The organism is Pseudomonas sp. HD6515 (assembly GCF_024971855.1).
In the GTDB taxonomy this organism is placed as follows: Bacteria; Pseudomonadota; Gammaproteobacteria; order Pseudomonadales; family Pseudomonadaceae; genus Aquipseudomonas; species Aquipseudomonas alloputida.
In genome coordinates, this window is sequence record NZ_CP079827.1 from 3,115,388 (window position 1) to 3,139,617 (window position 24,230).

The following is a 24,230-nucleotide window of genomic DNA, read 5'->3' on the forward strand; positions in this document are numbered from 1 at the left end:
GAGCCGCACCCTGGACGGATTTCTTCTTACTGGGAGACATTTCCACTCCTTTACTCAACGAAGTCGAAGTTGTTCAGGAGCAAGATCGCGTTATGGTTCGGTCCCATCACAAAAGCGTAGCAGCCTGCCCCTGAGCTGCGTGGATGCTCCGCTTGGAAAACCGCACATTTCATAGCCTTGGCGGGAGCGTTTTGTGGTTTGCCTGTGAGCCGGATCCGTCATCCCGCGACACTGTCCTTCCAGCGCAAGTGTTTAACCTCGAGAGGGCCAAGGTACAGCTACCGCTGGCGTTGGCACGGCTAAACCGGTCTGCCGACACGGTGTCTCCATCATGCTCATGGTCGCTTTTGATTGGCAGTTGCTGTCAGTTTGTCCGCCTCGGTCACCCAGCCACCACCAGTCGCCTTGTACAGATCAATCATGTTGGTGAACACCGAACCGCGGGTGCGGGTGTAATCCAATTGGGCGTCGAACAGGCTGCGCTCGGCGTCCAGCACCTCGATGTAGCTGGTATAGCCGTTGTCGTAGCGCAACCGTGCGTAATGGGCATAAGTGCTCAGTGCCTCGACTTGCCTGGCTTGGTAGGCCATCCGTTCTCTGGATTTGCTCGATGCGACCAAGGCATTTTCCACGTCCCTGAACGCCGATTGAATCGACTGTTGGTAAATTTGCAGCGCCTGTTTCTGGATGGCTTCAGCTTGCTGCACCTGCCCGGCAATACCGCCGGCTGTGAAGATTGGCATGCTTACCGCCACACCATAGGACCAGGTGGAAGCGGGTCCAGTGAACAGGTTCGACAGTTGGTTACTGGCGGAACCTAACAGGCCGGTCAGGGAAATAGTCGGGAAGTATTGAGCCTTGGCAGCGCCGATCTGTGCATTGGCCGATATCAGATTCAGTTCTGCCTGACGCAAGTCCGGTCGCCGTTCAAGCAAGTCTGATGGTAAGCCGGCCGGCACCGTTGGCAGATTCAGTTGGGCCAGGTCACGGCCGCGGATGATTGGCCCAGGGTTACGCCCAAGCAGCACGGCCAAGGCGTTTTCCTGTTGCGCGACCAGGGGTTGGAGTTGCGCAACTGACGCCTGGGTGCGCTCGAGTTCGGATTGATTCTGTGCCAGTTCCATTTCGGAAATGGTGCCGGCACCGTAGCGCAGTTTGAATATTTCGTAGGACTCACTGCGAGCCTTGGCGGTCGTGCGGGCGATTTCCAGTTCCCGGTCGAGGTCACGCAGGGTCACGTAGCTCGACGCAACCGAAGCGACCAGACTCAAGATCACGCTTCGACGGCCTTCTTCCGAGGCCAGCAAATCGGCACGGGCGGATTCATCCAGGCGGCGCAACCGGCCCCAGATATCCAGCTCCCAGTTCACACTGAGAATGGCCTGGTAGTTGTTGAACACCGGGTCCACCGATGGGTCCAGCGAGACCGGACCGGTGTCACGCGGCGAACGGGAGCGCTGCCCTTGGGCGCCCAGACCGACTTGTGGAAACAAGAGGGAACGGGTCTGGCCGTAACGGCCCTGGAATTCTTCGACCCGCGCGGCGGCAATCTTGATGTCCTTGTTTTCGAGCAGCGCCGTGCGGATCAGTTCATTCAGAACCGGGTCGTGGAACTGCTCCCACCACAGCGTATTCGACAGGTCTTTTGCTTCCTTGTCTGCATAACGGTAGGCAGCGGGGGTGTCGATTTTCGGGGGCTGGTAATCTGGCCCCACCATGCAACCCGCTAGGCTGAGGCACAACATCAGCGGGATAGGAGGCTTACGCATCTCAATCCCCCTCATGTCGGTTTTGTGCCGCACCGTCGGGAATCGTCGGAGCCTGCGTCGAAGCAGTTGGCTTGGCGGCTGTTTGGGCGTTGTCCTTTTCCCCGAACATTCGCTCCACCAGGTAATAGAACAGAGGGATGAAGAAGATCGCGATCACCGTCGCCGCCAGCATGCCACCAATTACCCCGGTACCAATGGAGTGACGGCTATTCTCCGAGGCGCCGACGGCAATGGCCAGAGGCACGCAGCCGAGGATGAACGCCAGGGACGTCATTACGATAGGGCGCAGACGTTCTTTTGCCGCGGTCATCGCGGCATCGTAGGCCGACATGCCGGTTTCCCGGTTCAATACCGCAAATTCGAAAATCAGGATGGCGTTTTTGGCGGCCAGCGCCACCAGCATGGTCAAGCCGATCTGGAAATAGACGTCGTTGCTCAAGCCCCGAAGCAGGACGGCGAGCAGGGCGCCGAACAAGGCAAAGGGTACGGCCAGTAGCACACCCACGGGCAGTGACCACTTTTCGTACTGCGCCGCGAGGATCAGGAACACCATCACCAGGCCGAAGATGAACACCTGGGAGGAGGCACCTCCGCTCTTTTTTTCCTCGAATGCCTCGCCGCTCAATGCCAGCGCATAGTCATTGGTCATGATTTCCGCGCCGATCTCCTCCAGAGCCTGTAGTGCCTGGCCTGAACTGTAGCCTGGCGCCGGGTTCGCTGTGAGTTTGACCGCCGGGAAGTTGTTAAAACGTGTTAGCAGGTCGGGACCGGTGACGTAGCGGGTGGTCAGCAAGGCCTTGAGCGGCACCATGTCGAGGTTTTTGCTGCGCACAAAGATCTGCTGCAGGTCCTCGGCCTTCAAGCGATAGGCCGGTTCGGCCTGCAGAATCACCTGCCACAGGCGACTGAACTTGTTGAATTGCGAGACGTAGAGCGAGCCGAACATGGTCTGCATGGCGCTGTAGACATCTTCGACCGGTACGCCCAGGGATTCCGCTTTCTCGCGATCGACGTCGACCATCAATTGACGGGAAAACACGTTGAAGGTGGAGGTGATGACGCCCAGCTCCGGACGTGTCTTGGCTTTCGCCACCAGATTGGCGACCAGTTCCGCCAGTTGGTCGACATTGCCGTCGCCCTTGCTTTGAACCCAGACTTCCATGCCTCCGGTGGTACCCAGGCCGGGAATGGACGGTGGGTTGACCGGCAAGATGATCCCTCCCTGAACGGTAGAAAACGCCCGCGTGGCCTTCTGGATCACTGCGGGGGCGCTTTGTGCCTTGATGGTTTCGGCGTCCTTGTAACGCCCCTCGAAATCCTTGAAACCGACAAAAAACGCACCGGCATTGTTCTTGTTCTGGCCGTCGAGCAGGCTGTAGCCGTTCACAATCGCGACACCTTCGACGGCCTCATCCTTCATGAAGAAGTCACTGGCCAGTTTGCCGACCTCGGCGGTGCGATCCAGGCTGGCAGCGTCGGGCATGATCACCGCGCCAAGCAAGTAGCCCTGGTCTTCCGGTGGCAGGAACGCGCTGGGGATGCGCTCGGCCATCAACAGGATCAGCACGATCATGCCGGCAAAGAGTAGCAATGCCAGCACAAAGCGCTTGATCATGAACGCCACCGAGCGTGAATAGCCCTCGGTCAAGCGCTCGAAACTGCGTTCGAACCAGCGGAAAAAGGCGTTCTTGTCACCGTGCTGCGGTTTGAGTAGCAGGGAGGCCAGGGCGGGGGACAAGGTCAGGGCGACCAGGCCGGAAATTACTACAGATATGGCGATGGTGATCGCAAACTGTTTGTAGAGTTGACCGGTGATGCCGCCCATGAAGGCCACCGGAATGAACACCGCGCACAGTACCAGGACGATGGCCACCACCGGGCCTGCCACTTCATCCATCGCCCGTTTTGCCGCGTCCTTGGGCGTCATCTTGTGCACCTGCATGTTGCGTTCGACGTTTTCGATCACCACGATCGCGTCATCCACCACAATACCGATGGCCAACACCATGCCAAATAGCGTCAGCATGTTCACCGAAAACCCGAGTGCGGACATGCCGATGAACGTGCCGACGATCGACACCGGCACCGCGAGCACCGGAATGAGCGTGGCCCGCAGGCTCTGCAGGAAGATGTAGACCACGATAACCACCAGTACCAGGGCTTCGAAGAAGGTGTGGATTACCTCGGAAATCGAAGCTCGGGTAAAGGCCGTGGTGTCCATCACGATCTTGTACTCGATGCCCTCGGGAAACGTGGCCTTCATGTCCGAGAGGGTCTTGGTCACTGCTGCGGAAACATCCAGGGCATTGGCGCCGGGTTGCTGGTACACGGAAATCAGCGTCGCTGGCCGGCCCTGATAGGTGCTGCGCAAGGAATAGTCTTTTTGCCCCAGCTCGGCGCGTCCAACGTCTTTGAGTCGAACAACCGCCGCGCCGTTGTTGCTGGCACGCAAGATGATGTTCTCGAATTCCGAAGGCTCTGTCAGGCGTCCCTTGGTGGTCACGGCAAACGACTGCTCCACCGGTTGCCCCGTAGGCGACTGGCCGACCCTGCCTACGGCGAACTGCTGGTTCTGATTGGCGACGGCTTTCTGTACATCGGCGGCGGTGATACCCAGCTGGGCCATACGGTCAGGCTTTAGCCAGATCCGCATGGCGTAGTCTGGCGTGCCGAAGATACTGGCCTGGTTCGCCCCTGGAATCCGCTTGATCGCATCGAGGATGTAAAGGTTGGCGTAGTTGGCGACATAGGTGCTGTCGTAGCGGTCGCCGGCGGAATACACCGCAAGCACCATCATGAAGGCCGAGGATTTTTTCTGTACCTGGATGCCCTGGCTCTGCACGGCGGAGGGCAGTTGCGGCAGGGCCAGGTTGACTCGGTTCTGCACGTCGACTTGCGCCAACGAAGGGTCGGTGCCTATTTCGAAAAAAACATTGAGGGTCATGTTGCCCGTCGCGGAGCTCGACGAGTTCATGTAGATCATGTTGTCGGCGCCATTGACCTGCTGTTCGATGGGCGCGGCCACGTTATTGGCCACGACTTGCGCATCGGCACCGGGGTACGTCGCGGCCACCGTAATCTGCGGCGGCGTTATATCCGGGTACTGCGCAACAGGGAGCTTGAGCATGGCTACTGCACCGGCCAGGGTGATGATGATGGAGATCACCGAAGCGAAGATCGGCCGGTCAATGCAATAGTGGGAAATGCTCATTGGCTTTTCCCCCCATCGGCTTTTGCGGTTTGCCCATCGGCTGAGCTTGTTGACGAGGCGCCAGGTATATCGACGATCTTCAATGGCCCGTCTGGCGTGACCCTGATCGCGCCATCGACCACGATGCGCTCGCCGACCCGTAGCCCCTTGTTGATGAACCAGTTGTCACCTTGCCAGTCACCCACTTCAACCACGCGTTGCTCTGGTTTTCCCTCGGCATTGAGGACCCACACGAAGTGACTCTTGGAACCTTCCAGCACGGCTTTTTGCGGCACAAGAATGGCATTGGGTCGCGTAGCGCCTTTGGCCAGGGCTCTCACAAACTGACCCGGACGCAGCAAGCCATCGGGGTTGGCGAGCACTGCCCGAACCAGGAAGGTGCCAGTATCCTGACTGTAGGAAGGTGCCAGAAAATTCACCTTGCCAGTGTTGGGCGCCACGGTGCCGTCAGCCAATACCACTTCAACGATAAAATCACTACGCGGTGGAAAAATGAGATGGCCGGCGGCTATCTCGTCGCGGTATTTCAGCGTCTCGTTTTCCGAGAGGCTGAAGTTCACGTACATCGGGTCCATCTGTGACACCGAAGTCAATAACCCCGACTCACCTGGCGTCACATAACTGCCATCCTGTTTTTTGGCATAGCTCGACAGTCCGGCAAGGGGTGAGCTGATGGTGGTGTAGCTGAGGTTCAACTGCGCGGTACGCACAGTACCCTCTGCGGCCAATACGGCGGCATGGGTCTCACGTTCGTTGCCCACCGCATTGTCAAGGTCCATCTTGCTGACCGCATTCTGCGCCGCCAGCGGCCGTACCCGCGCCAACGTGGACTTGGCTACCTCCCAGCGAGCTTGTTGCTGGGCCAGTTGGCCTTGGGCCGACAACAGCGCGGCCTCAAACGGTTTGCGGTCCATCTGGAACAGCGTTTGTCCGGCTTTGACCAAATCGCCTTCGGTGTACAGCCGCTTATCAAGGAAACCGGCCACGCGCGCACGGATTTCCACCTCGCGGGAACTTTGGGTCTGGGCAACGAATTCGAAAGTCACTGGCGTGTCGCGGGCGGTGACCGTCATCACAGTGACTTCAGGCGGGTTATGCGCAGGGGAGACGGGTTCTTTGCCGCAGCCGGCAACTAGACTTAAGGCGCCTAGGACAATGGCGATGGGCAAACCGACAGGCTGTCTGACAACATTAATGTTCCAGCGCATACCCTTCTCCGTGAAGCTCACTTGAACAGATGCATAGCCCGTCTCTTGTCACAACGCTAGCACCCGCAGAGGGTGGCACTTCTGACAAAAATCAAGTTGCAGCACGAGGTAACCGTGAGCGCCCTGGATGAGTACAGACCAGAATGACGCATGCGATGGCTATGCGTTTATTGGGAATATTTGATATTTCTCAAGTCTCTAGCACTTATCCGGAAGAAACTTCGATGCATCTGCGGTCAATAAATACTCCGCCTTGGTGGGCAACCCGTAATATTACGAAAATTCTTCGGCGGTGTTACAAGGCTGTCGTTAATAGTCAACAGAATCAAAGCGCCCTTCGGCGTGAAGGTTTTTATTCGTAATCGGCATATCCGAAGAGAGAAAACGTGAAGGTTGGCCGCGAGATTGAGCTGATCAAGGGTGACTTTAAAATGAGCTTGCGGGTCAGCTCCGTGTCAGCGCGAATGCCGAGAGTCTTTGCGCGTAACAGGCAATAGAACCCATCAGGAGCGGCCGTGTGAAACTGCATCTGAAAGCCTCAAGCACAGCCCACTCTGACACGGCGTCACTTCGCCTCAACGTCGTTTCAGGGCTCACGGCCTCTGCAGTCGTACTACCCAAGGCAATGGCCTACGCGACTGTCGCCGGCTTGCCTGTTGCCGTCGGTTTGTATACGGCCTTCGTCCCAATGTTGATTTACGCATTCCTGGGCACGTCGCGAGTGCTTAGCGTCAGCTCCTCCGCCACGCTGGCGATTCTGGCCGGTGCGCAGATCGGTCTGGCAGTACCCGATGGTGACCCCGGGAAGCTGATCACGGCCACGGCAACACTGACCGCAATGGTGGGCACCATGCTGCTGTTGGCGCGGCTGATACGCCTGGGTTTTCTCGCGAACTTCATTTCCTCCCCGGTGTTGAGCGGCTTCAAAGCAGGTGTCGGCCTTGTGATCGTGTTGGATCAGGTACCAAAACTTCTCGGCATCCACATCGCCAAACAGGGCTTTTTTCTCGATCTCCTCAACATTGTGCATCATGTACCCGGGAGCTCTCTGATCACGATCGCGGTCGCTGCAGCGGCGTTCCTGATCCTCATCGCAATGGAACGCGCGTGGCCACATTCGCCAGCACCACTTGTTGTGGTGGCAGGGAGTATCGCCGCCTCGTGGTACTTCGGCCTGCAGGCGCTCGGCGTTTCGACTGTCGGCTTGATTCCAGCAGGGTTACCCCCAATCACACTGCCCGATCTCACATTGGTTGAACAAATGATACCGGGTGCGCTCGGGATCGCGCTGATGAGCTTTACCGAAACGATTGCAGCAGGTCGTGCCTTTGTCCGGCCAGGCGATCCCCCGATCAATGCAAACCGCGAGTTGGTTGCTACCGGCCTGGGTAACCTCGGGGGCGCACTGCTGGGGGCGATGCCCGCCGGTGGAGGTACTTCGCAGACGGCGGTTGTCCGCGCCACCGGAGGCCACTCTCAAGCGGTCTCGATTGTCACTGCCGGCATGGCTTTCGCCACGATGCTGCTGCTTTCGGGGCTTCTCGGGTATCTGCCTCACGCTACATTGGCGGCCATCGTCATCTACTACTCGGTCGGGCTGATTCAACCCCGGGAATTCCTGGCTATTCGCAAGGTGCGCCCGATGGAGTTCCACTGGGCGCTCGTAGCGACGTTTGGTGTGCTGTTGTTTGGCACGCTGCAGGGCATCACGGTGGCAATCGTCGTATCGTTGGTCAGTCTGGCCTATCAGACGGCTCGTCCGCATGTGTACGTCCTGGGTCGCAAGCGCGGTACCGACGTGCTTCGGCCTTTATCGGAGGACCACCCAGATGATGAGACTTTCCCGGGGCTGTTGATCGTGCGGCCGGAGGGACGTCTGTTCTTCCTTAACGCGGACTATGTCAAGGAGCAGGTCATCGCGCTGGAAGCGCAGTACCATCCACATGTGGTGGTCTGGGACATGAGTGCCGTTCCCGACATCGAATACTCGGCACTGCAAGCTCTGATTGAAGGCGAAAAACACTTGGGCGAACTCGGTGCCAGTCTCTGGCTGGCGGGGTTGAACCCTGGTGTACTTGAAATGGTACGGCGTGCTGGGTTCGACGAAAAACTCGGGAGCGAGCGTATGCTGTTCAACGCTCATGCTGCGATCCTGCACTATCAGGATCAGGACGCCACGCCGTTGACGGCGTCGTAGTCATGAAGTCCTGGTAGCGCAATACTTCAGGTTTTTTCGCCGCGGTCCTTGTCGGCATGGGTCATTTGGTAGATATGATTGACCTCGGCGAAGAACACACCCGTGGATAAGCCGCACATGATGATACCCGTCAACCCTTCAATCAGCCCGAATAGGCGCCAGGGTTTCACCAGCACCACGTCACCGTAGCCGATGGTCGCGTAGGTCACTCCAGAGAAGTAAAGCGCCGTTTCGAAATCAGGCAGAGATCCCTGCCACACATAGAATGTCGCCCAAATCGAGACAGCGATCAAATGCAGCATGATCATGTAGCAGACAACCCAAACCAACCGCGCGCTGATGGCGCCTAGTTGCCGTAGGGGAACATTGTTTCTGCGGGACAGAAACTTTAGCATCAAGGCCAGACCGACGGCATGCACAACCACAGTAATGGCTGCCAGCCCCCACGCGAAAAAGATGCTTGAATACATCAGTGCTCCTTCCGGGTTTCCGCGTGACGGTTGCCATCATTGCCCCTTCTTTTCTCGCGCGCTCCCAAGGGAGGTTCTTCGGCTGTTTAGTGGGGGCCAAACTGTCTTTCTCGAGGTCGAGCTTCTGTGTACGCTCCGATGTCCTTTGGTAAAGAGTCTCGACGAATGTAGGTAGACGGACTTGATAAATATCAAGCACCTCCCTCGAGCTCGCGCGGGCGGGGTTTACGTACAAACTGTCCTGATGCGGGGCATTGATATTTGTCGGTAGGAAAACGGGATTGAAATCCACGTCATTCCGCCGCTGTGGGTGAAAACTTCAGGAGGGCCAGGAGGTAAGACGCCATGTCCTCCCGCGACTAACATACTCCCTGCGCCAGTTTGGCGCTGATTACCTCCAGGCTGGGCTTGAAAGGTGCTCCGCGAAGAAGTCGGAAAGGGCCTGAACTTTTCTCGGCCGTGCACGGGCTGATGGCGTCACGAAATACAGACCGCCCTGCGTCATGCGCCACTCAGGCAAGATGTGCTGTAGACGTCCATCGGCGAGATATTCGGCGGCGATGAACTCCGGAAGCTCAGCGATTGCAACCCCCGCCAGCAAAGGTGCGACTAATGCATCCGAGTTGGTGACGCGCAGGGGACCGCGCGGGGCCACATCTTGCTCGCTGCCATTATCGTGAGTGAAACGCCACACCTGGCTCCGTGCTCGATAGGCGTAGCTCATACACGCATGAGCGGCCAAGTCGCGGGGATGAGATGGATGGCCACGCCGGGCCAGATATGACGGGGCTGCTACGAGGAATTGGGTCAACGAGCAAATTCGGCGAGCCACCAGGGAGGAATCGGGGAGGGCTGCGATCCGCAATGCCGCATCGAAACCATCGGCCACCAGGTCAACTGTCGAATCAGATAGGTGTAGATCAAGTTCTAGCTCTGGATAGAGCGTCAGCAACGCTGGGAGTAACGGCGCGACCCAGCGCAAGCCGAACGACATGGGCACAGCCAGCCGCACCAACCCGCGTGGTTGTACCGACAGCTCTTGGGCTTCGCTTTCCATTTCTTCAGCCTGGCGATACAACGCACTGGCCTGGTCAACCATACGTTGACCAAACTCGGTCACAGAGAGTTGACGTGACGTTCGGTTGAACAAGCGACCGCCCAGGCGCTCCTCCAAGCGCGCAACCGCCCGCGATACCGTGGGAACCGACACACCCATTGCCCTGGCGGCGGCCGCGTAAGAGCCTTCCTCCGCCACCTTGGCGAACATGGCAAGCCCTTCAAAATCCGGAATTCTTGACATTTCAATTCTGCAATGATGACTTTCAAATGATTCTATTTTGAAATTCTCTAGAGGTCGATACGCTTCTCCCACACCAAATCGCAATCTCGACGGGAGAAACACCATGAGCAAGAAACTGGAAGGTAAAGTCGCACTGGTCACTGGCGGAAGCACTGGCATCGGTTTGGCCACCGCCAAACGCTTCGCTGAAGAGGGCGCTCACGTCTACATCACCGGTCGCCGTCAAGCTGAATTGGACAAGGCGGTGGAACTGGTTGGCAACGCCACCGGTATTGCCGTCGACTCCACGAAGCTCGAGCAGCTCGATACGCTGTATGCCCGCATTAACCAAAACCATGGTCGGCTCGACGTGCTGTTTGTCAACGCCGGCGGCGGCTCCATGCTGTCTTTGGGTGAGATCACCGAAGCTCATTACGACGATACATTCGATCGCAACGTGAAAGGCGTGTTGTTCACGGTTCAGAAGGCGCTGCCGCTACTGGCGCCGAAAGCGTCGATCATTCTGACCGGCTCCACGGCCGGTAGCTCGGGCACTGCGGCATTCAGTGTGTACTCCGCGTCTAAGGCGGCTGTTCGGGCCTTTGCACGGAGCTGGATTCTGGATTTGAAAGATCGCGCTGTCAGGGTCAACACCCTCAGCCCGGGTGCAACGCGTACGCCCGGCCTGGTCGACCTGGCTGGCCCAGATACAACACAACAGCAAGGCTTGCTCGACTACCTGGCTTCGCAGGTGCCAATGGGGCGGGTGGGTGAGCCCATCGAGATTGCCAATGCAGCCGTGTTCCTTGCCAGTGAAGACTCAAGCTTCGTGAACGGGGCTGAATTGTTCGTAGACGGTGGCCAGGCACAGATCTAAGGAAACATTTTTTGCTGTTGTTGACTGCGCATGGGGTAGCAGGTATCCCGCAGACACGCTTGGGAATGGACACCGACTTCGACAATCAAGTGGCAAGCCAGTGTGTCCGCAGATAGTTGGCCACGCTGATCGGACAAATCACAAGGGGTTCGTAGAGACCTGTCATGCGGCCCAGGCCCAGATTGATCTCCTCAATACCCCTGATTGTTACTGAAATTTTTAGCGGTTACGTCGGAGTGCAGATATTCCCCCCGGCAAAGCATACCTGCGAAGCAGGCAACGGGGCCACGTAACGGGCCCCGTCGCCACAGCCGGATTTAGCGGTGTAGCGTCAGGGCGACCAGGTTTACCAAGGCGGAAAGGGTCATGGTGATGTCGGCAAACGCGAATACGGTTGATAGGTCTTCAGGCGCTTTTGATGATGGTCAGCAGCATCTCATTCGGGCATCGTCCACAAAGCGTGTTTTGAGGGTGAAATAAGTGCCTAGTCCGACGACCAGGACGATGAGCAGCTTTCTCGAAAGAAAACCATTGATGGCTTCGAGCATCATGCGTTGCCCAGATATCTTCATGATCGTACTGCCCGGTGCTGCAGCGCCCTCAAAATGCTCGATCGATAGCTGGAGGAGGGGAACGAAGCTTTGGCACATGAACGAGCCGTATTTGAGCTAGAGCGGAAGGAGATGAAAACTGAGCGAAGTACACTTTCGGGCGACTGTATTGTCCGCTCGGCGGCAGCCTTGCAGCCAGAGGGCGTAACCATCCAGTGGCGAGAGAATCGACTCAAGCTGGCAAGCCAATGGTCTCGTCTACATCCAGAGCTCGAGTTTCGGCATAGGCTTAGAAAGTCTGGATCGCGCGCATGGAAGCTGAAGGTCAGCGCAGGCGAACGCGTGACCCACTCGTTTAGACTTGGGCATGTCGTCCTCTGTGAGCTCCCGGATACCGAACTGCTCCAGCTCTCGGCTGATGAGCATGGCAAAGCGGTCTCTGCAGATGCTCTCAATGTAGGGCATACCGTGCGCAGAGATAGGATTATGAATGGAACCCAAGCTTCTGATTTTTTGGGAAACGGGGGGTTGCGGGGATTTGATCGGAGGTATGTGGGATTGGACACTGACCCCTGGCCCTTACAGAGGACATCATTTAACATAATACGCATTATGCATAACTGCGTATTAGTCACCGGTACCGCTGGGTGGGCAGATTTAAAGCCAGGTACATGACAGCTCAGGCGCCTTTCCAGCTGTGACAGTACACGGAAGCCTCTTACCCTAATCTCGAAAGTAAATCGACCTAGGCCGATTTTTTTGCCTCATTCCAATCCATCTTGCTGCTCGGATCGCTTTCACAGCCGCAGACCCATTCAACGCTTCTGTCCACCGATGCCATGGATACAAGGCGCTTCCTGGCGCGACGAGCCTCGTCATTAAGGTGTCGATTTACGTCTATGTGTTACTGCAGCCACGTAAACTGCGTTAAGCAACCGTGCCAGCGCCTTTGCTATTTCTGAAGACTTGCGAAGGCCGCGTATGCTTACTCATCGATGAAAACACAAGCATCGGCGCGAACTCCTTTTTCTGACCAGAGGTCGAACCTGTGAAATCAGAAGAAACTTTAAGCGCGATGGCCTCGAGTGACTGCGGTTGCGCTGTCAATTCTGTACGGTTCCGAACACGCAATATCGGTGAGATCTGTTTCAGGTAGCTCATCATTATCCAGGTGAAAATAAAGCATGAGATATTTGTAGAGCCGGGTTTTTCCAATCGCATTTGGCTCTGATTGGCACAGACGCCACGACCTTTCAATAGCCTAAATGCCCAGATCAATCCCAATAGACGCTTTCGCCTAACCTTGGCAACCCCTCAACCTAGAGCGGTTTACTCACTCAATAAACGATAAAATCGGTCAAAATCATCGCCCTGTACAGCTCTGTCTCAGTCAGTACACCCGTTAAATCTGCCTGGCGCGCGGGTGCACGCCAGCCATTCTGAACCCTCAAAGCCCAATTCCAGGCTACCTGAGCGCTTCAGTTTGCCACGAAGCTGTCCGATATCAGCGTGCGCCCGCAGCCCGATAACCCAGAGAACCTGAGATAAAGCCAGTCGGTTGCATTGTCGAGCAATAAATACCAAACTACCCTTCTTTTATGTAAGCGCGCGACCCAACTCGACTAAATGAATATTTAGTTGAGTTATACGCATAGCCTGTCTGGAAAGTGCCCTTCACGCTTCACTCAATATCCGATAACTCTCAGGCCGGGATATTGTGTATTCCTCAGCGCCACTCTTTATTCAGGTTGTCCCATGTCATCGTTATCACCCTGTCTTCGAAAGTTACCGGTGCTTTCTGATGCTGAATTTCCAGCAGCTGACCGAAGAACAGCCGACGGTGCGAGCCTGCCTGGCCTCCTTCCCCGCCCCCTAAACGTGGCCGAGGGCTACAGACGACTATGCAACTGGCCGCGCCCTCACCCGCCTTCAATGGGCGACTTTCGTCGGGATGGCAATGATAACGGGTGGTTCCATGTCGTCGGTAAGGGCAACGGGGTTGTCTCCTCTGCCCTCACCCAATGAAACCCACCCGCTGTTGTCTACGCGGCACGGCCGCAGCTTGCTTTACGCCTGGCGGCTTTTACTAAGCACTTCCAGCCCATTGAACAGCGCCATGCCGGCCAGCATCGCTGCCACAAACAGCCAGCCTTGCCAAAACCCGCCGGCCAGCAGCACCAGGGCCGGCCCTGGGCACACCCCGGCTAGCCCCCAGCCAATGCCGAAGATCAGGCTGCCACCCACTAGCCGTCGGTCAATGTCGCGCCGGGCAGGCAACTGCATCGCGCCGCCGAGCAAGGACACAGCGTGCTGACGCGCCCAAGCCATCGGCAGCAGTGCAACACCGATGGCGCCCACCATGACGAGTGCCAGTGACGGGTCCCACTGCCCCGCGAGGTCGAGAAACCCCAGTACCTTGGTGGGGTTTGCCATGCCCGACAGCAACAACCCCATGCCGAACAGCAACCCCGCGATGAATGCGCTGATCCGGGTCATTTCATGCTCCTGGGTAAAGGTGGCGAACCACGAAGACGGTGGCAAAGCCGGCTGCCATGAAGCACAACGTGGCCACCGCCGAGCGAGGGGACAGGCGAGAAAGGCCACACACACCATGGCCACTGGTACAGCCACTGCCATAGCGGGTACCCACGCCCACCAGAAGCCCTGCGACCATGAGCAACCAGGGGGCCGTACTGAAATGTACCGTGGGCATCGCCGAGAACGCTCGCCACAAAAGTGGCGCCGCGATGATGCCCAGCAGAAACGACAGTTTCTCGCCTCGCCCTTCTCCGGTGCGCTGCAATAGCGAGCCGAGCAAACCGCTGATACCGGCAATGCGCCCGTTCGCCACCACGAACAGCCCGGCGGCCAGGCCTATTAGTGCTCCGCCTGCCAGAGCCGACCACGGTGTGAAGGCAGCCATATCAACCAACATTTCAGTGCTCCCTATCCAACTGCAGAAATGAACCGGTTCCATCTTAACGCTGTGCCTGCACCGCTGGAATCCACCCCTTCGCGACGGCCCTTCGGGCCCATGGCCAGCCACGGGTCCAGATCAGCATGACCGCCCCAGCCAGCCACCAAGCCCATTTTCTTTGCTGGATGACTCATGGTGCCCTCCTGCGCGTACAGGCCTTGACGAAACCGGTCGGCCCCCTGTCACACCCTCATTCTCGTGCGCTGCGCCCCAGCCGCCGCGCCCCCGGCAATGCACTCACGCCATGCAATACCACACTGAGCAGAACGCAAGCGATGGTGCACGCGATGATCGTGCCAGCCTCTTGCAACGGCGCATCCAGTATCAGTATCGCGAACACGATGGACGCGAGCCCACGGGGGCCGAACCAGCCGATGAACAAGCGGCTCTCGGCGCTGAGTGTGCTCCCCGCCAGGCTGAACCAGACAGGCAGCATTCGCACCAGCGACAGGCTCGAAAGTGCGTAGAACCAGACGGAGGGTGCCATGATCTGCGAAGCCTTGGGCGCCACATAGGCGCCAAACACCACCCAGGTCAGCAGTGACAGCGCTTCACCGCATGACTCGCCGGTGACGATCAACGGCTGGGTTTCCCGTTTGAATAGGTAACCTGTCAGCAGCCCTGCACAGAACGCGGCGATAAAACCGCTGCCCCCCAGTGCCTGAGCGCTGGCGAAGCTCAGTAATGCCAGCGCGGGCATCACCAGTTGCTGCCAGGCCTCGATCTGCAGGCAATGGCGTTGCGACAGGCGTAACAACCCGCCTACCAACAGCGCAAGCGCCGCCCCCGTGAGAACACCGATACCCAACTCCTCCAGGAAGAAGTAGCCCGCCAAGGCAAAAGGCATCGTCGAGTGAGCCTCCGTCAACAATGCCAACAGCAAGAGTAGTACCGGCACGCAAATGCCGTCATTCAAGCCGCTTTCGACATTCAGGCTCTCGCGCACATCGGCCGGAACGTCGGGGTTGCTCACGACGGCCTTGCCGAGGGCGGCGTCGGTCGGGGCCAGTATCGTCGACAACAGCGCCATCTCCAGCCAGGGCATCTGTGGGAACATCAGCCAGGCAGCAAGCCAGCCCGCAATCAGTGTCAGCGGCAGGCCCAGGGTCAGCAAGCGCAAGGGCAGGCTACGGGATTGCCGCAATTGGGCCAGGTTGGCTTTGGCGGCATCATTGAACAGGACGATTGAGAGGGTAAGCTCGGCCAGCAAGCGAAGATCGTTGCGGTCCAGCGAAAGGTTCAACAACCCGAGCCCAGAGGGGCCTGCCACCAGGCCTGCCAGCAGAAACAACAGCGGCCCATTGACAGGTTTGGACTCAAGCGCGCCGGCCAGGCTGGCGTACAGCACCAGCAAGGCGGCCAGAACAGCCAGGTTCTGATACATGGCCACGCCTCGGGATCAAAAGCGTATGTAGCAACGCTATCACTGCCCGCGCAACGCGACGATCTGAAAGGCGGTAGAAGTTATCTTAGGTCAACTATGCAGGTAATAAAGAGCTCGCGTGCCGGTAACGGCCATGGCCCATCAGTGTCATCAGCAGGCTATTGGTGCCTGCGCCCGTCTGGTAGATGCAGTAATCCGCGATGCACTGAAACTCAGGTTCCTGGCCCGGACTCGGCTGGCTATCACTTGGCTTTTATCAAGCCCACCTCTAGGTGCCCGGGTAGGCTCCCGCCCAGTGATATCCAATAAAGGAGAAACACCATGAATCGCCCCGCTCCATCGAGGGTCCGCCTGTATGACGAAGACGATCTGGACAGCGTGCTGCGCTCGATGGCCCGCCAGGCCATGGCCTGTCTGCCTGCGTCCGAAGTGGCACTGGTAGGCATTCAGCGGCGTGGTGAGCCGCTGGCGCAGCGCTTGCAACTGCACCTGCAGGCACTCACCGGTGCTGCGCCCTTGCCGCTCTATCCGATCAAGGTCAAGCGTTATGCAGACGACCTGAGCCTCCTGCATGCCCATACTCAACTCACCGAAAACCCTGAACTCGCCAAGCTCGACCTTGCCGCAACCACCTTGCTGGTGGTCGATGACGTGCTCTACGAAGGGCACTCTCTGCTACGCACCTGCGCCTACCTCGCCGAACTGGGTGCGCGCCACATCATCAGCGCGGTGCTCGTCGACCGCCACGTCTGCCGCCAACCGGTGCATGCCGATATCGTCGGCATTCATCTGCAGGTCGCGGCGCAGGATATCGTCGAATGCCATGTGCCCCCCTACGAAGGTCAATTCTGCGTGGAGGTGGTGCGCCATGGCCGAACAGGCGATACCGCCTGATTCAACTGCCAGGTGTAGGCCTGATCGTCAGGATGCTGCACGGCGCATGGCTGACAAGCCGCTCGGTGGTATCGCCGATCAGCTTGGCCCAACGCCTGGCCTGCACGGCGCCGACCACCACCACATCGGCTCCGAGCGCAGCGATATGGGCCTTGATGACACGCAACGGCGCACCTTCGCTGAAGAATCGATGGTTGTGGGCGATGCCGTGGGCATCGGCCAACGCATCGAACGGCAACTGCAGCGATTCCCGCACCTCATCCGCCCAAGGGCCGGCGAGGTCAGGATTTGCCAGCATGGCGATTGGCAGGTCGTAAGCCGAAAGCAGGTTCAGCGGGCCCTGGCATTGTGTTGCCAGTTGCTGACCGGCCATCACCAGTGCGTCATTGAGCGGCGAGGCGTGGGATACATCCACCGCGACCAGCACGCTAGCTGGCATGGCTGGGGCATTCGCCGGTACGAACATCAACGGCACCTCGCTCCCATGCAACAGTACCTGGTCAAGTGAAGTCCGGGCCCGCTGATCGATCAGGGAACAGCCCGAGCAGTCCTTGATCACCAGGTCAGGCGCATAGCGGGCAATGCAGGCCGGCACCAGGTCTCGGGGATCGGAGGTTTCCACGGCCTCGAAACCTGGGCGTGCCCCCCTTGCCGGCTGTTCATCGAGCAGCGCCTTGAGCGCTGTCCTGAAGTGCACGAATGAAACGCAAGGCCGCGGGGGTGTCGGCAACTCGTGGCGCAGGCGCAGTTCGCCGGGTTCATGAATACCCAGCACGTGCAGGGAAGCACCAGACGCCGCAGCCAGGGCCATGGCCCGGTCCAGCGCGGCATTGGCTTGAGCCTTGGTCATGATCAGCAAAATCCGGCGATACGGGCTCATCGGGCACCTCCCGGTGCGGCTGCAGGATAGCCTACGCCGCCGCAGCTTCAGCAGCGCGGGGCGCTGTTCCAAAACGGGATATTCGAACGCATCCTGGTCGCCGACAGCATCAAGCCCTTTCGCCTGCCCGCCCCTTGCCAGGCCCGGCTGGACATCGTCGCCACCAGCGCCCTGGTCGCCGAGCGCCTCACGCCCATGGCGTAGTCATCCGCACGTTCCTACACCACCAGGATGTTGCAAGGTACCTGGTACAACACATGTTCGGTGGTACTGCCGAACAGACGGTCCAGTCCCCGTGCGATGGGCCGCCCCAGGACCAGTACCTCCACCGGCTGTGATTCGACGTATGCGCTGAGCACCGCGACCGGTCGCCCCAGCACGAAATGGCAACGTTGCGGTGGTGCGCCGAAGCGTTCGGCCAGTTTCCTGAAATCATCCTCCAGCGCTTGGCGCAAGGGCTCGGCAATGTCACCGATGGCCCAGGCGGCATACCCCATATCGCCCATGTAGGCCATCGACAGATCGCAGGCGTGCAGCAGGTCCAGTTGCGCCCCTGTCTGCAAGGCCAAAGCACCGGCCTGCTGGACGATGCTGTCATTTCGGGCTTGCCCCTCTGGCGAGGTGTCGGCCACGTCCACCGCCGCCACGATCTGGCGCGGCAACGCCGGCTGGCTGGCACCGAGCAAGTAGACCGGGACCGGGCAGTGGCGCAACAGTTGCCAGTCAAGCGGCGTGAAGAAGGCGCGCTTGAGCGCAGGCTCATGCTCGACCTGCTTGAGCAGCAGGTCCGGTTGCATCTCCAGCACGTGCTGCAGAATGTCATCCTGCAGGTCGTTACTCCACGCCACCTCGGTCGTCACCTGCACGCCGGAGGCACGCAGTGCGTTTGCCTGGGCTTCCAGCTGTTCATGCTGAGCAAGCCGATAAGCCTCCCGCTCCGCTTGATGCTTACCGGACTCCAGCAGCCAGAGTTTGTCCAATGACTCGAGCAAGGCGACGATGTGCAGGCTGGCCGATGCCGATCTGGCCAGTGCAACAGCCTGCTCCAGGGCGACCGCCTGGTGCAGCATTGGACGCATGATCAGCAACAGCCGTTGATAGTGACTCATGATGGCCTCCAACGGTGGGCCGGCCTGATCACTCAGGTCGCTCGGGTTGCATCGAGACGGGGCTTTTCGGCCGGCAGTGATTGACCGCTGCTGCCAGCATCCGGTCAACGCCGCCCTTGGCGCTTGATTTTTATCAAGCGTGCAAATGCCTGCAGCGGTGTTCAATGTTGGTCAAGGTAACGGTACAAGGCCTCCTCCTGGTCGAAATGCAGTTTTGCCAAGGTGTCCAGGCGTATGAGCTGGTGCTGGATTTCGTCGGCGCTCGGGTTGGCGGCGGCCTGGGCGAAATCCTCGTTCATGCGCGTCAGCAAATGGATCAGCCTGAACATTTCCCGGTGGGTATGGCTGAGCGGCGAGAGCGGATCCTCGCCTCCCATGTAGCGGCTCAACAGGGGGTACAGCTGCTGCTCGTCGTCCCGCTCATGGCGCTCCAGCGAGCCATGCAGGGCGGCGACCAGGCGCCCGAGGTCGGCCCGCGCCTGCTCCGCAGGGCGGCTGGCAAAGTCCCGCGCCATCTGGCTCAGGTCGGTCAACACCCCGTCCAGTTGTCGATGCTCGTCCTGCATGCGCTGCAGGCTCTCGGTCGGCAACCCGTTGTGGCCATCGCCCGCAACCGGGCCGAGGGCGCGAAGGGCGTTGAGGATGATCAACAGGTCGATGCCTTCCTGCAGTACCGCCCCCATCACCGCAGGCAGGTAGCCGGCCGCAGCGAACAGCATGGCCAGCAGCGAGAGGCTCATGCCCACCCACACGCCTTGCCGGGCGATGTGCACGGTGTGTCGGGCGATGTCGAGCGCTTCGATCAGACGATCCAGCCTGTCGACCAGCAAGACCACGCCGGCTGACTGTGCCGAAGCAGTCACGCCGGACGCGCCCATGGCAACCCCGACATCGGCGGCAGCCAGTGCTGGCGCATCATTGATACCATCCCCGACCATCAGCGTGGGACCTCTTCGGCAACCTTCCTGCACCAGGCGGACCTTGTCCTGCGGTGAGAGGCCAGAGTGAAGCGCATCGATACCCGCTGTCAGCGCGATCATTTGCGCTGTCTGGGGGCGGTCGCCAGTCAGCATGACAATCTGGTCGATGCCGCGGGCTCGAAGCCGGCGCAGGGTCTGGGGTGTTTCTCGACGCACATCGTCGGCCAGCCGCAGCATCGCTTTCAATTCACCGTCCACGGCTACGAAACTGCCACTGCTGGCCAGATAGTCCAGCTGCTGCAAGCACACCTGTGCCCAAGGGCCCGCATCCCTGCCCTGCTGCACGTAAGCCAGCAGCCCCAAGCGCACGGCTTTGCCTTGTACCTGGCCGGCCAACCCTTGGCCTGGCGCCTCCTGCACCTGTTGCGGCGCCGCCAGGCTCAGGCCCCGCGCGAGGGCCGCATCGACAATAGCCCGAGCAATCGGGTGGGTGGATGCCTGGGCCAATGACGCGGCCCACTGCAAGATCTGCAGCGGCGCGCCCTCCCCGTTAAGCTCGATCGATTGCAGCCGAGCATGGCCGCTGGTCAAGGTACCGGTCTTGTCGAGAAAAACCTGGCGGATCCCGGCGAGCGCCTCCAGTACCGCGCCATCGCGCACCAGAATGCTACGCCGCGCCGCTCGCGAGATGCCCGACAGCACGGCAATCGGCACCGCCAATATCAGGGGGCAAGGTGTGGCGACCACCAGCACCGCCAGCACGCGTTGCGGGTCGCCACTGGCCCACCAGGCGAGCACGGCGATCAGCAACGTCAGCGGGATGAACGCCAGCGCGTAGCGGTCAGCCAGGCGCACGAAGGGCGCCCGTGACTGGCGTGCCGCCTCGGCCAGGCGCACGATGCCGGCATAGGTGCTTTGTGCCGCAGTCTGCGTGGCCACCAGCACCATCGGCGCGCCGGCGTTGCACACCCCGCTGGCCACCGGCTCGCCGCAATGACGAGTAACGGGTAACGACTCCCCGGTCAGCGCCGCCTCATCCAGGGTGGCCTGGGGACTCTGCAGGCGCCCGTCCACGGGCACGATTTCACCCAGGCGCACCAGCACGGCCTGCCCTGGCCTGACCTGATCCACCGCAACTTCGCGCAGCCCGTCTTGCTCCTGGATCCAGGCACGTTGCGGCGCTCGGTCGATCAGCGCCCGCAATTCGCGGTCGGCATGACGCACGCTGAACGCTTCAAGTGCTCGGCCGGTGGCCAGCATCAGCGCGACCACCGCAGCCACCAGCATGTTCTCCAGGGCCAGGGCGGCGGTGATCGACAGCAAGGCAATCAGGTCGATACCCGCCTCACCCCGGGCTAGGCGCCTGAACATTTCCACCGCCAGGACCCCGGCCATGACCAGGCCACCAGTTGCCCAGACCAGCGCGGCCCAGGCAGGCCGCTGCGCCGCATAGGCCACGCCGCCAGTCAGCAGGGCCAGCGTGCAGACCACAAGCAGTGCGGGGTCGAGCCATCGACGTGGCATGGCGGGCTACTTGCGTCTGGCCTGCTGGCGCAGTTGCTGCACTTCCTCCTGAGCCTGGGTTGCCCGCTTTAGGGCCTCGTTGGCGGTCTGCTCGACCAGATCGATGCGGTAACACACTTGATCGGCGCGCAACCTTGCGGTGGCGGCGTTGTTCTCCGCTGATTCCAGGCGCGCATCGTATTCCTGGGCGCGCCACGCCGTGCAGCCGGACGCGGTAACCAGCAACAGGCTTGCCCACCCGCAAAGCACATAACGTCGCATGTCGGTACCCTCGTGCATGGCCAGGACACGCTAAGTATCGATGGCGGCGCGCGCCGCACGCCTGACATTTGTCAACCGCGACCGGCCTGTTCACCCGGTTTGACCTTTATCAATCGCGCTGGGGGGCACAAGGGTAGAAACAAAGACTCAGGGCACCGCCCCTACCCTATCTGCTACCGGAGCCGATCATGAACGACCTTGACCTGCGAGACCTTGTGCTCGAAGAGCTGGAATTCAAACCCGATATCAATGCAGCCAGCATCGGTGTGACGGTGCAGAACGGCGTGGCGACCCTCTCCGGGCACGTCAACAGCTACGCCCAGAAAGTCAGTGCCGAGCGCACGGTCAAGGCCATGAAAGGCGTGCGCGGCCTGGCAGAGGAGATAGAGGTACGCCTGAACAAGCTCGAAGGTACCGCTGACGACACGATTGCCAGCCGTGCCCTGAACATCATCGCCTGGAGCTCGGACGCCAACGTGGAGGGCATCCAGGTCACCGTGCAAAAAGGGACGGTGACCCTGGAAGGCCAGCTCGATTGGCAATACCAGAAGGAAGTGATCGAACAGGCGGTCTTGCGCTTGTCGGGTGTGGTTGGCGTACACAACCGCATCACCCTCAAAGCCCGCGCCGACGTGGTCGATATCAAGCGCCACATCGAGGACGCACTCAAGCGCAGCGCCGAAATCGAGGCCGAAGGCATCCGCGTCACGGTCGACGGTGGTGTGGTCAAGCTGGAAGGCAAGGTGCACTTGCTGCGCGAGCGAGAAGTGGTCGAGCGTGCGGCCTGGTCGGTGCCGGGCGTCAGCAAGGTCGAAGATTATCTGTTGATCGCCTAGCGCCGCCGCGCCGAGGACAGATGGCCATGAACAAGGATAAGCCCTGGACGCTCTACCTCCTGGCAGTTGGCCTGGCAGTGCTCGCTGCCGTGCAGTTCGGCCTGTTCAGCCAGCCGGCCGTGCAAGCCATTCCTTACAGCCAGTTCCTGCAACTACTCGATCAGCAGAAGGTCAGCGACCTGCATATCGAGCACGAGCGGATCCTCGGCAGGCTGCAGGAGCCGATCGATGGCCACTCGGTATTCTCCACCGTTCGCGTCGACCCGGCTCTGAGCGAGCAGCTGGGACGCTCTGGAGTCGCGTTCTCTGGCGTCGTCGAGGACAACACGGTAGCGACCGTGATGGGCGCGTTGATGCCGCTGTTGATGATGCTGGCGCTGTGGTACTTCCTGTTTCATGGCCTGGGGCAGAAACAGGGGTTGGGCGGGTTGATGGGGGTGGGCAAGTCGCGTGCGCGGGTCTATGTCGAACACGACACCCAGGTGACTTTCGCCGACGTGGCCGGTATCGACGACGTCAAGGGCGAGCTGACCGAGATCGTGTCCTTCCTGAAAAACAAGGCGTGGTATGCGCGCCTTGGCGCCCATGTGCCCAAGGGCACGCTGCTGGTAGGCCCACCCGGCACCGGCAAGACCCTGGTCGCCAAGGCCATCGCCGGGGAAGCGGCGGTGCCATTTTTCTCGATCTCCGGCTCGGAGTTCGTGGAGATGTTCGTGGGCGTGGGTGCCGCCCGGGTGCGTGACCTGTTCGACCAGGCCCGCCAAGCGGCGCCTTGCATCATCTTCATCGATGAGCTGGATGCCCTGGGCAAGATGCGCGGCGTCGGCAGCTTTGGCGGCAATGACGAGAAAGAGCAAACCCTCAATCAGTTGCTCGCCGAGCTCGACGGCTTCGACCCACGGGAAGGCGTGGTGCTGTTGGCAGCGACCAATCGCCCGGAAGTGCTGGACCCGGCGCTGCTGCGTGCCGGGCGCTTCGACCGGCAGATTCTCATCGACCGGCCCGACCGCAAGGGCCGCCTGGCGATCCTGAAAGTCCACCTGCACAAGATCATCTACAAGAACGACCTGGACTGCGAGCGGATTGCCGAGATCACCCCGGGCCTGACGGGCGCCGACCTGGCCAACCTGGTCAACGAGGCTGCCATCGTTGCCACCCGGCGGTCCAGCCAGTGGGTCGAGTTGCAGGACTTCACCGCTGCGGTCGAGCGACTGGTGGCGGGCATCGAGCGCAAAGGCAGCGTATTGCGCAGCGACGAGCGCCAGGTAGTGGCGTACCACGAAATGGGCCATGCCCTGGCCGCCAGTAGCCTGCCGGCGATGGACCCGGTGCACAAGGTGTCGATCATTCCCCGCGCCGCGGGTTCACTGGGCTACACCCTGCAACGGCCGACCGATGACCGCTACCTGATCAGCACGCAGATGCTGCGTGACCGCCTTGTCGTGCTGATGGCCGGGCGCGCCGCCGAGCACCTTGCGTTCGGCCAGGTCTCCACGGGGGCCGCCGACGACCTCGGGCGCGCCACCGATATCGCCCGCCAGCTGGTCACCCGCTTCGGCATGAGCCCGGTACTGGGCCAGGCGGTCCTTGAGCGCCAGCAAGCCGGCTATCTGGGTGACTCGCTGTTGCGTCAGGAGCGCAAGGACTACTCGGAGCAAACTGCGCGCGAGATCGACCTCGCTGTCCGCGGCTTGCTCGAAGAAGCCTATGGCCGCGCCCGGGCTTTGCTGGAGCAGCGCCGCGACGACCTGGATGCAGGCGCGCGTCTGTTGCTGGCCAAGGAGACCATCACCCCCGAAGAATTCCCGGCGTTGCAACCGCAAGCCAATGAGCCCGCCACCTATGTGCTGGTCGATGCCACGAAATGAACCGCCGATCCTGGC

At 60.1% G+C, this 24,230-nt stretch carries 17 protein-coding genes and 1 pseudogene; 5 read left to right on the plus strand and 13 right to left on the minus strand.

Translation table 11 applies throughout. From position 1 onward, the window contains the following. Nucleotides 1-335 precede the first annotated feature (335 nt). Genes KW568_RS14385 through KW568_RS14395 form a run of 3 tightly spaced genes read right to left on the minus strand, consistent with a single transcriptional unit; the run spans nucleotide 336 to nucleotide 6,053 of the window. Complete coding sequence (locus KW568_RS14385; RefSeq protein ID WP_004374847.1) at nucleotides 336-1,769, minus strand: efflux transporter outer membrane subunit; 1,434 nt, start codon at nucleotides 1,767-1,769, stop codon at nucleotides 336-338. A gap of 1 nt (nucleotide 1,770) precedes the next feature. Beyond that, nucleotides 1,771-4,980 carry an efflux RND transporter permease subunit gene (locus KW568_RS14390; RefSeq protein ID WP_004577549.1) on the minus strand — a complete coding sequence of 1,070 codons (3,210 nt, stop codon included), beginning with the start codon at nucleotides 4,978-4,980 and terminating at the stop codon, nucleotides 1,771-1,773. Next, entirely contained in the window at nucleotides 4,977-6,053 is a 1,077-nt protein-coding gene (locus KW568_RS14395; protein WP_004577548.1) for an efflux RND transporter periplasmic adaptor subunit, read from the minus strand. The genes KW568_RS14390 and KW568_RS14395 overlap by 4 nt, the downstream gene beginning before the upstream one ends. Nucleotides 6,054-6,705: 652 nt before the next feature. Between KW568_RS14395 and KW568_RS14400 the strand changes: the two genes are divergently transcribed. Then, entirely contained in the window at nucleotides 6,706-8,385 is a 1,680-nt protein-coding gene (locus KW568_RS14400; protein WP_004577547.1) for a SulP family inorganic anion transporter, read from the plus strand. Between the two features lie 26 nt (nucleotides 8,386-8,411). On the opposite strand, the gene KW568_RS14405 is transcribed toward KW568_RS14400, so the two are convergent. Both KW568_RS14405 and KW568_RS14410 read right to left on the minus strand, forming a co-directional pair. Continuing rightward, nucleotides 8,412-8,855 (minus strand): potassium channel family protein, encoded by a 444-nt coding sequence (locus tag KW568_RS14405; protein ID WP_004374840.1) that lies wholly within the window; start codon nucleotides 8,853-8,855, stop codon nucleotides 8,412-8,414. Nucleotides 8,856-9,246: 391 nt separating this feature from the next. Then, a complete protein-coding gene (locus KW568_RS14410; RefSeq protein ID WP_004577546.1) occupies nucleotides 9,247-10,155 on the minus strand; it encodes a LysR family transcriptional regulator in 909 nt (302 codons plus the stop codon). Between the two features lie 103 nt (nucleotides 10,156-10,258). On the opposite strand from KW568_RS14410, the gene KW568_RS14415 reads away from it, so the two are divergent. Next, nucleotides 10,259-11,011 (plus strand): SDR family NAD(P)-dependent oxidoreductase, encoded by a 753-nt coding sequence (locus KW568_RS14415; RefSeq protein ID WP_004577545.1) that lies wholly within the window; start codon nucleotides 10,259-10,261, stop codon nucleotides 11,009-11,011. Nucleotides 11,012-11,328: 317 nt separating this feature from the next. Here the strand turns inward: KW568_RS14415 and KW568_RS31145 are convergent. The 4 genes and pseudogenes from KW568_RS31145 to KW568_RS14430 form a co-directional block, all read right to left on the minus strand. Next, nucleotides 11,329-11,418: pseudogene (locus tag KW568_RS31145) on the minus strand (hypothetical protein); the annotation flags it as partial. A gap of 2,211 nt (nucleotides 11,419-13,629) precedes the next feature. Further along, a complete protein-coding gene (locus tag KW568_RS14420) occupies nucleotides 13,630-14,058 on the minus strand; it encodes a DUF6691 family protein (RefSeq protein WP_004577360.1) in 429 nt (142 codons plus the stop codon). Nucleotide 14,059: 1 nt separating this feature from the next. Then, complete coding sequence (locus KW568_RS14425) at nucleotides 14,060-14,497, minus strand: YeeE/YedE family protein (RefSeq protein ID WP_004577361.1); 438 nt, start codon at nucleotides 14,495-14,497, stop codon at nucleotides 14,060-14,062. A 232-nt stretch (nucleotides 14,498-14,729) separates the two neighbouring features. Continuing rightward, nucleotides 14,730-15,923 carry a sodium:proton antiporter gene (locus KW568_RS14430; RefSeq protein WP_259538834.1) on the minus strand — a complete coding sequence of 398 codons (1,194 nt, stop codon included), beginning with the start codon at nucleotides 15,921-15,923 and terminating at the stop codon, nucleotides 14,730-14,732. 321 nt (nucleotides 15,924-16,244) lie between these two features. Here KW568_RS14430 and KW568_RS14435 point away from each other — a divergent pair, with 321 nt between their 5' ends. Next, the gene (locus tag KW568_RS14435; RefSeq protein WP_004374603.1) at nucleotides 16,245-16,817 is read left to right on the plus strand and encodes a bifunctional pyr operon transcriptional regulator/uracil phosphoribosyltransferase; all 573 of its coding nucleotides are present in this window, start codon (nucleotides 16,245-16,247) and stop codon (nucleotides 16,815-16,817) included. Nucleotide 16,818: 1 nt separating this feature from the next. On the opposite strand, the gene KW568_RS14440 is transcribed toward KW568_RS14435, so the two are convergent. The 4 genes from KW568_RS14440 to KW568_RS14455 all read right to left on the minus strand — a co-directional run bounded on the left by KW568_RS14440 (nucleotide 16,819) and on the right by KW568_RS14455 (nucleotide 21,511). Beyond that, a complete protein-coding gene (locus KW568_RS14440) occupies nucleotides 16,819-17,697 on the minus strand; it encodes a universal stress protein (RefSeq protein ID WP_004577363.1) in 879 nt (292 codons plus the stop codon). Between the two features lie 218 nt (nucleotides 17,698-17,915). Beyond that, nucleotides 17,916-18,806, minus strand: a complete 891-nt coding sequence (locus KW568_RS14445) for a universal stress protein (protein WP_004374598.1) — start codon at nucleotides 18,804-18,806, stop codon at nucleotides 17,916-17,918. A 161-nt stretch (nucleotides 18,807-18,967) separates the two neighbouring features. Then, nucleotides 18,968-21,250: a heavy metal translocating P-type ATPase gene (locus tag KW568_RS14450; RefSeq protein WP_004374596.1), complete on the minus strand. Its 2,283-nt coding sequence runs from the start codon at nucleotides 21,248-21,250 to the stop codon at nucleotides 18,968-18,970. A 6-nt stretch (nucleotides 21,251-21,256) separates the two neighbouring features. After that, complete coding sequence (locus KW568_RS14455) at nucleotides 21,257-21,511, minus strand: hypothetical protein (RefSeq protein ID WP_004374594.1); 255 nt, start codon at nucleotides 21,509-21,511, stop codon at nucleotides 21,257-21,259. Nucleotides 21,512-21,699: 188 nt separating this feature from the next. On the opposite strand from KW568_RS14455, the gene KW568_RS14460 reads away from it, so the two are divergent. Together KW568_RS14460 and ftsH are read left to right on the plus strand one after the other, a co-directional pair. Next, nucleotides 21,700-22,347, plus strand: a complete 648-nt coding sequence (locus KW568_RS14460; RefSeq protein ID WP_259538839.1) for a BON domain-containing protein — start codon at nucleotides 21,700-21,702, stop codon at nucleotides 22,345-22,347. 26 nt (nucleotides 22,348-22,373) lie between these two features. After that, on the plus strand, nucleotides 22,374-24,215 hold the full coding sequence (gene ftsH / locus KW568_RS14465) for an ATP-dependent zinc metalloprotease FtsH (RefSeq protein ID WP_004374589.1): 1,842 nt from the start codon (nucleotides 22,374-22,376) through the stop codon (nucleotides 24,213-24,215). Nucleotides 24,216-24,230 lie beyond the last annotated feature (15 nt).